Genomic DNA, 4,044 nt, shown 5'->3' with positions numbered 1-4,044 from the left:
CGCGGTAGTAGTTGCGGTCACGGCTATTGGATTTCCACGCGTTGACGCCCCATACGACGCCGTCCTTGGCAAGGGTGATCACGCTCAGGACAGTCCGAGCGCCTGGCGAGTAGCCGACGGTGCGGATCTGCTGGCCGCTTATGGTGTTGTAGTCGGGGTCGAAGATGACTGCGTTGGCATCGTTTAGCGCCTCGTCGGCCTGCTCAGGTGTGACTCCATGCTTGGCGATGTAGTCAGCGCGTCTGGACCAGTCGACCGACACACCTAAATGTAATACATGGCCGTATTACATTTCAAGTTTTTTCGCGACCATGCCCCGTCGTCCGAGGCACTCTGCACGCACTGCTGAAGCGGGTAGATTATCGACTTGCTTCCAAGGTCAGGTGTGTCAGTCGTAGCGGCGAATTCGCAGGTCGCACCGGGTCAGTCACGGCAGAGCAAGTTATGGCTCTGACACGTCCTTAACCTACCCCCATCCCGGCATTCCACGTGGTAGACAAAAGTAGACAATTCCCTGGTATCCTGATCGCGTGAAGTCGATCTCCGTCGGTGAGCTGCGCCAGAATCCTGCTTCAATGATCGCCGACCTCGAAGGGGGCGAGCCATACGCGCTGACCCGCCACAACCGCCGGATAGGCACAATCCTCCCCGCCGTCTCATCGGCAGCCCTGATTCCCCGGAAGGCAAGCGGACCCGCACGTGCCCGCACAATCGCCCGGCATGATCTCACCACGGCATCGACAATCGATGAGCTACTCAACGAAGAAAAAGGCCTGTGGTGACTTACCACTACCTCGACAGCTCCGTCGCGGTACGCATCATGTTCGGCCATTCGGCGTCAGCGGCCCAATGGTTCGACAGCACGACCGGCAGAGACGACGATCGCGTCGTTTCCTCACGCATCCTTCGTACCGAGATCACTCGCGTATTGCGGCGGGAGAGCCTGCCGGTCGCCGGCCGCGACCAGATTCTGGACTATATCGACACGATCCCGCTCGACCACGCCGTTTTGCAACAAGCGGAAGCAATCATCCCTCACGTTCGCACGCTCGACGCCATTCACCTCGCATCGGCGTTGCGTTCCGGCCTCGATGACCTGGTTATCACCACGCACGACGAGACTATGAAATCGGTGGCTGTGACGCTCGGGTTCCGGATCGCCGATCCAGTGGAATAGCGCTCGCCCAGTCGTGACCAGGCCACCCGCGCCGCCGGGCCACTCAGGATAAATCGCCTCGATGACGCTCGACGCACGTCATAACCAACAGTCAGTCACCCGCCGCGACGTTGATGCCGCGCTGGAGCCGCTGCACGGCTGCCCGCGCGCCAACACCCTCACCGCCCTGCGTTCGCTGTTCGGGTTCGCCAAACCCTCTGCTCGTTCCGCCGTTCCAGGTGGTAGACACCCGCAACCCAGCCAACCACCTGAGGTATGCTGGCATACATGAAGCGGACGACGGTCAAGATTCCTGATGCGCTGGATGCTCGGCTGCGACACGAGGCCAAGCGACGGAATGTGACCATCTCGGAGGTCAGCCGTGAAGCGCTTGAGGCGTACCTGGGCGTGCCCGGTGGCCGTCGACACCTGAACGCAGCGGCCGCCGGCCGTAGCGGCCGTAGCGATGTCTCCGAGCGAATTGAAGAGATTCTGGCAGCCGAGGTCGGCCGATAGAGGCGATTATTGTCGATGCGGGCCCGCTGTATGCCTACGTCGATGCCGACGACGCCCACCATGTGGCGTCACTGGAGCTTCTGCAGACCCATCAAGGTCCGTTGATCGTCCCGACACTCGTCATCACCGAAGTGGTCTACCTCCTGGGTACTCGGCTGGGCGTCGAACCTGAAGTGCGATTCCTCGGCGACTTGGCCGATGGTGCGTTCGCCGTCGAGCCGGTTGCAGCCGGAGATTGGCTGCGGATCGCCGAACTTATTGCGCGGTACCGACACCTGCCGCTCGGCACTGTGGACGCCTCCGTGGTGGCCACGGCAGAGCGGTTAGGCATCAAAGAGATCGTGACCGTAGACCGCCATCACTTCACCATCGTCCGGCCATGCCATACCGAGGCCTTCGCTCTCCTTCCGTGACCCCGGCGCTGACCGGACGGTTACCTCATGAACGGGCGTTCGTTGACACTCCAGCACCCGCGACGGGTCGTTTGCCGACTTGTCAGCAAGGTCAGGTTGCTCGGTCGTTTTGACCAACAACGCCCCGGGGCCGCACGCCCAGGCGGCTGTTCGCTGGAGAGACTGGAGAGAAACGGAACCAAAACCGCCACGACGCAGTCGAACGAGGTGTCAGCTACTGCAAGGGGGAGACGTGACCACACTGAGCACCGACTTCGAGGTGATGCGCGCCGTCGCGGCGGCCACCGATGCCCGCAATGAAGAGATCCGGGCGACGCTGCAGGCGTTCATCGGCAGGATGCGCGGCGTACCGGCGGCGGTGTGGGCCGGGCCCGCAGCGGCGAGGTTTCAGGACGTGGTGGACCGGTGGAACACCGAGTCGGTGCGACTGCACGAGGCACTGCGGGGCATCGCCGAGACCATCCGGCACAACGAACGCGCGCTGCGGGAAGCGGCCGAAGGTCACTCCGACCACGTCGCCGCAGCCGGCGACGGCATCTGAACGGAGAGGGTTTACCGATGGAACCGGTGCTTTCGTACAACTTCGACGAGATCGAACACGTCGTCCGCCAGGACATCCACGCCACCGCCGCCCGCCTCAACGGAGCGCTGGAGGACCTGCGCGCCCAGGTCGCACCGCTGCAGGAGGTGTGGACCCGGGAAGCCGCCGACGCCTACCGCGCCGAGCAACTCAGATGGCACCAGGCGGCCGCGGCGCTCAACCAGATCCTGTTCGATCTCGGTGCCGCCGTGCGCGACGGCGCGGCCGACGTGGCAGACGCCGACCGCCGGGCCGGCCGCGCCTGGGTTCGGTAGCCGCCAGGCACCTCCACGAACGCGGTGTGGCCCTGCCGGAGGGGAGCCGTCAGGGCCACACCGGCACCCCACTTCTGTGTCGACTGTTTTTGACCTGCGCCGATACCCACCGGTAAGCTGCGTCGTTGGCGCGCGGTACACGCGGGTCCTCGGGTCAATGCCGGTCGCCGAGAACGCCCCGCCGTCGACGCCTGACCGGTGCCCGAACCCGAATCACGAGAGGTAAGCCCTGTGCCCACCTACACGCCGAAGGCGGGTGACACCACACGGTCGTGGCATGTCATCGACGCCACCGACGTGGTGCTCGGCCGGCTGGCCGTCGCGGCGGCAACGCTGTTGCGCGGCAAGCATAAGCCGACGTTCACGCCGAATGTCGACGGCGGCGACTTCGTCATCGTCGTCAACGCCGACAAAGTCGCCATCAGCGGTGACAAACTGCGCAGCAAGCTCGTGTACCGTCACTCCGGCTACCCCGGCGGGCTGCGTCAGCGGACCCTCGGTGAGCTGATGCAGCGCCACCCCGACCGTGTCGTGGAGAAGGCGATCATCGGCATGCTGCCCAAGAACAAGCTCGGTCGTCAGATCAAGCGCAAGTTGCACGTCTACGCCGGCCCGCAGCATCCGCACACCGCGCAGCAGCCGGTCCCGTACGAGATCAAGCAGGTGACGCAGTGACCGAGACTGTAACCGACGCCGGCGAAACAGCGCAGGCATCCGAACCGCTGAGAGACCTGGGCCGTCCGATCCAGACCGTCGGCCGCCGCAAGGAGGCCGTGGTACGGGTGCGCCTGGTGCCCGGCACCGGCAAGTTCGACCTGGACGGACGTAGCCTGGAGGGCTATTTCCCGAACAAGGTGCACCAGCAGCTGATCAAGGCTCCGCTGGTCACCGTGGACCGGGCGGAGAGCTTCGACATCTTCGCCCACCTCGACGGTGGCGGGCCGTCCGGGCAGGCGGGCGCGCTACGGCTGGCCATCGCCCGGGCGTTGGTGCTGGTGCAGCCCGAGGACCGGCCGGCGCTGAAGAAGGCCGGCTTTTTGACCCGCGACCCGCGGGCCACCGAACGCAAGAAGTACGGCCTGAAGAAGGCCCGCAAGGCCCCGC

8 protein-coding genes and 1 pseudogene are annotated in these 4,044 nt (G+C 64.8%); 8 read left to right on the top strand and 1 reads right to left on the bottom strand.

The genetic code is table 11. The annotated features are described in order from the left end of the window. Window positions 1-262, bottom strand: a 262-nt coding sequence (locus AC2VOP_RS12825; RefSeq protein WP_486961322.1) for a transposase, incomplete at its 3' end; no start/stop codon positions are given. A gap of 247 nt (window positions 263-509) precedes the next feature. On the opposite strand from AC2VOP_RS12825, the pseudogene AC2VOP_RS12820 reads away from it, so the two are divergent. From AC2VOP_RS12820 to rpsI, 8 genes and pseudogenes are all read left to right on the top strand, one after another. Next, window positions 510-686, top strand: a pseudogene (locus AC2VOP_RS12820) (hypothetical protein); the annotation flags it as partial. Window positions 687-778: 92 nt separating this feature from the next. After that, complete coding sequence (locus AC2VOP_RS12815) at window positions 779-1,177, top strand: type II toxin-antitoxin system VapC family toxin (protein WP_486961321.1); 399 nt, start codon at window positions 779-781, stop codon at window positions 1,175-1,177. 267 nt (window positions 1,178-1,444) lie between these two features. Further along, window positions 1,445-1,672, top strand: a complete 228-nt coding sequence (locus AC2VOP_RS12810; RefSeq protein ID WP_486961320.1) for a ribbon-helix-helix domain-containing protein — start codon at window positions 1,445-1,447, stop codon at window positions 1,670-1,672. Then, a complete protein-coding gene (locus tag AC2VOP_RS12805) occupies window positions 1,669-2,085 on the top strand; it encodes a type II toxin-antitoxin system VapC family toxin (protein WP_486961324.1) in 417 nt (138 codons plus the stop codon). The genes AC2VOP_RS12810 and AC2VOP_RS12805 overlap by 4 nt, the downstream gene beginning before the upstream one ends. A gap of 241 nt (window positions 2,086-2,326) precedes the next feature. After that, window positions 2,327-2,626 (top strand): WXG100 family type VII secretion target, encoded by a 300-nt coding sequence (locus tag AC2VOP_RS12800; protein ID WP_486961323.1) that lies wholly within the window; start codon window positions 2,327-2,329, stop codon window positions 2,624-2,626. Between the two features lie 17 nt (window positions 2,627-2,643). Continuing rightward, window positions 2,644-2,940 carry a WXG100 family type VII secretion target gene (locus tag AC2VOP_RS12795; RefSeq protein WP_486961319.1) on the top strand — a complete coding sequence of 99 codons (297 nt, stop codon included), beginning with the start codon at window positions 2,644-2,646 and terminating at the stop codon, window positions 2,938-2,940. Window positions 2,941-3,171: 231 nt separating this feature from the next. Further along, window positions 3,172-3,615 carry a 50S ribosomal protein L13 gene (gene rplM / locus AC2VOP_RS12790; protein WP_486961318.1) on the top strand — a complete coding sequence of 148 codons (444 nt, stop codon included), beginning with the start codon at window positions 3,172-3,174 and terminating at the stop codon, window positions 3,613-3,615. Next, the coding region (gene rpsI, locus AC2VOP_RS12785) for a 30S ribosomal protein S9 (RefSeq protein WP_486961317.1) at window positions 3,612-4,044 on the top strand (433 nt) is incomplete at its 3' end. The genes rplM and rpsI, both read left to right, overlap by 4 nt.

This window comes from Mycobacterium sp. TH-M106, assembly GCF_057473765.1.
The sequence above is the reverse complement of the archived record's forward strand: the minus strand, read 5'-3'. Positions and strand labels throughout refer to the sequence as shown.

Excerpts from the sequence above, each read along its gene's own strand:
- AC2VOP_RS12810 (WP_486961320.1), top strand. The coding sequence starts at position 1,445 with ATGAAGCGGACGACGGTCAAGATTCCTGATGCGCTGGATGCTCGGCTG.
- AC2VOP_RS12795 (WP_486961319.1), top strand. The coding sequence starts at position 2,644 with ATGGAACCGGTGCTTTCGTACAACTTCGACGAGATCGAACACGTCGTC.